Source organism: Bacillus salipaludis (assembly GCF_004358205.1).
The window spans coordinates 1-2513 of record NZ_SMYO01000079.1; the positions used below are offsets into that span (position 1 = coordinate 1).

Here is a 2513-nt window from a genome sequence, read left to right on the forward strand (position 1 = left end):
ATATATACGACTTAAGAAAAGAAATTAGCTATATTTTGTAAATGATGACTAGGAGGAGCCGTGTGCGTTAATAGCGCAAGCACGGTTCTGTGAGGGGGGAGGAGTACAATCTACCGCAAGGTAGAAAGGCTCCCTTCTACTCGACTAATAAAAGATAGGGGCAAATTTATGAAAATTGAAGTAAAAGATGACGACAAGGTAATAATTGATTACTTTGAATTTTATGGTCATATTGACCAAAACCAAAGCTGTTCTGATTGCAAATTTAATTTAGTATACTATGAAGATTTTGATGCTTATTTTTGCCCTCAATGTAATAACTGGACTGAATCCAAATGTAGTGATCCAGATTGTACATACTGTCCTAATCGCCCTGAAAAACCTTTACCACACAAATAATGTTCATTCACTAACAGGTGCTTATGTTAAAGATGGGGTTGCTGAGGTTAACGGGTTTGGTTTTGAAGTAGAAAACATTAAGTAACAACCTAAAAGGGATATTAATTCGCACAAGAATTGGTATCCCTATTTTTGTTGTTATAACAATGTTTATACTGTTTTAGTACTAAAAACATCACAATAATTCGCATAGTAAATAGCAACAGTCTGCTGTCTAGCAGACTGTTGCTAATTGATATGTTAAAACCCCTGCTAATTTGGATACTATTTGTTATGTTAATTCAATAGGAACAGATGACGGATGAAGTTTATCCTATATGCAACAATAATGAGAACAAGTCCGAGTAAGCAATCGGTCTTGTTGTTCAAATATTGTCATCTTCCTCTATCTATTATTTTTAAGTAATGAATAAACATATGTATCATATGCCTTCCCATTTTGGTACATATAATCCCTCAGAATGCCTTCTTTTTGAAATCCAACTTTGGTAAGCAAATTACTAGATGCTTCATTATCCATAAAGACAACTGCACCGATACGAGTTAGAGCAAATTCATTAAATCCATATTGAACAACTTTAGATACGGCTTCAAAGGTATAACCCTTTCTCCATTGTTCAGGATGAATTTCATAACCGATTTCTGCTCGTCTATGTTTCGGTGACCAAGCATTAAATCCAATAGTGCCAATTATTCCTTGGGTTCCTTTTATTTCAATTCCCCAACGTATTCCTCTTTTCTCCTTGTAACTGTTGGCAAAGAAATCGACAAATGACTCTGCTTGTTCTTTACTTTCTAAAGTTTCTTGACCATAATATTTCGTAACATTTTCATTAGAAAAACAAGCGAATATGCCCTCTGCATCATCCTTTGAAATTTCTCTAAGCAATAATCTCTCTGTTTCTAGTATGGGGAACATTTTTCCTCTCCCTTTCTCTCTTCAATTTCCTTGTATTTATTTTAACATAAATTCCCATAAAACCTTCGGAAAGTTCATTCAAACAATTCCATAAACATAGAAACGCACAGAGGACCAATCACTGTGCGTTTTCTTATGTGAAATTACCGAGAATTTAATTGCTAATTAAGGTGCGAATTGGTGTGCAAATTGAGTTTTTCTACTCTATAACCGAACCCGTTATGCTGAGGTAGCCCTTTTTTTATTCGACGGGGCAGCTTACATTAAAGGGCTTTTTGAAAAAGGAATTAAAGTTTATGTGTTAAACATGGGATTAGTCGAGCATACGCCAACAGGTCGGCTAATATTAAGTGTCATGCTGGCTTTTGCTGAATTTGAAAGGGATATGATCGTTGAACGGACACAAGAAGGCGAGGCAATTGCAAAACAACGTGACGACTTTCGAGAAGGCAGGCCGAAAAAGTATGGTAAAAAACAAATTGAACATGCTTTGAAGCTGCTGGAAACCCATTCATATAAGCAAGTAGTGAAGCAACGGGGATAAGTAAAAGCACACTAATAAGGTCAAAGAACGCCATAAGTAGTAAAAATAAAGAGGGATAAAATGAGGGTGACAGAAATGGTCGCCTTTTTTTAATTTAGGAAGGATTTCCTATAAAAATAAGGAATAATTACTTAATTAACTTTTTGAGAGTTATGTTTTGAGAAGAGAGGTGATTGTCGTTGTTACCGCCATTTTACAATCAAGAAAGGGATTATGAGGATTGGTGTAAGAAGAATAGTAATGGTTTCGTATTTAACTATGCGGGAGGAAAGACGGGGAATGTTCTTCATAAAGTGGGGTGTCGCCATCTAACAGTTCCTTCTCGGATTGGAACATATACAACACGGTATCCAAAATATTGTTCAACCGACATAACTGAATTATCCGATGAAGCAGATAAAGTCAGTAAGCCATTTAGCTGGCGGCGATGTAAGGACTGCTTCAAGGATTAAACGTGCAGGAGGATCGAAAAAGCTGCCATTACGGCGGCTTTTCTTATTGAACTAACGGGGCAGGTGTGCGGCCGAGCCTAGGTCGTATCATATAACGGGTGGGATTCCCGTCGAGTAAGAACTAGCCATTCGCTCGTAGCGAGTCTTGGAGGGCTAAAGGTAACTTTAGTCTTTAAGCGTAGACAGTTAGGTGGCGGGC

General features: G+C 37.1%; 2 protein-coding genes and 1 pseudogene. 2 read left to right on the plus strand and 1 reads right to left on the minus strand.

Going from position 1 to position 2513, the window contains the following annotated elements; genetic code table 11:
• The first annotated feature begins 168 nt into the window (after nucleotides 1-168).
• Entirely contained in the window at nucleotides 169-399 is a 231-nt protein-coding gene (locus E2K98_RS30370) for a hypothetical protein (protein ID WP_133340713.1), read from the plus strand.
• Between the two features lie 385 nt (nucleotides 400-784).
• On the opposite strand, the gene E2K98_RS30375 is transcribed toward E2K98_RS30370, so the two are convergent.
• Nucleotides 785-1318: a GNAT family N-acetyltransferase gene (locus E2K98_RS30375; RefSeq protein WP_133340715.1), complete on the minus strand. Its 534-nt coding sequence runs from the start codon at nucleotides 1316-1318 to the stop codon at nucleotides 785-787.
• A gap of 265 nt (nucleotides 1319-1583) precedes the next feature.
• Between E2K98_RS30375 and E2K98_RS30380 the strand changes: the two are divergent.
• Nucleotides 1584-1921, plus strand: a pseudogene (locus E2K98_RS30380) (recombinase family protein); the annotation flags it as partial.
• Nucleotides 1922-2513 lie beyond the last annotated feature (592 nt).

Coding starts and splice junctions, on each gene's coding strand:
- E2K98_RS30370 (WP_133340713.1), top strand. CDS start 169: ATGAAAATTGAAGTAAAAGATGACGACAAGGTAATAATTGATTACTTT.
- E2K98_RS30375 (WP_133340715.1), bottom strand. CDS start 1,318: ATGTTCCCCATACTAGAAACAGAGAGATTATTGCTTAGAGAAATTTCA.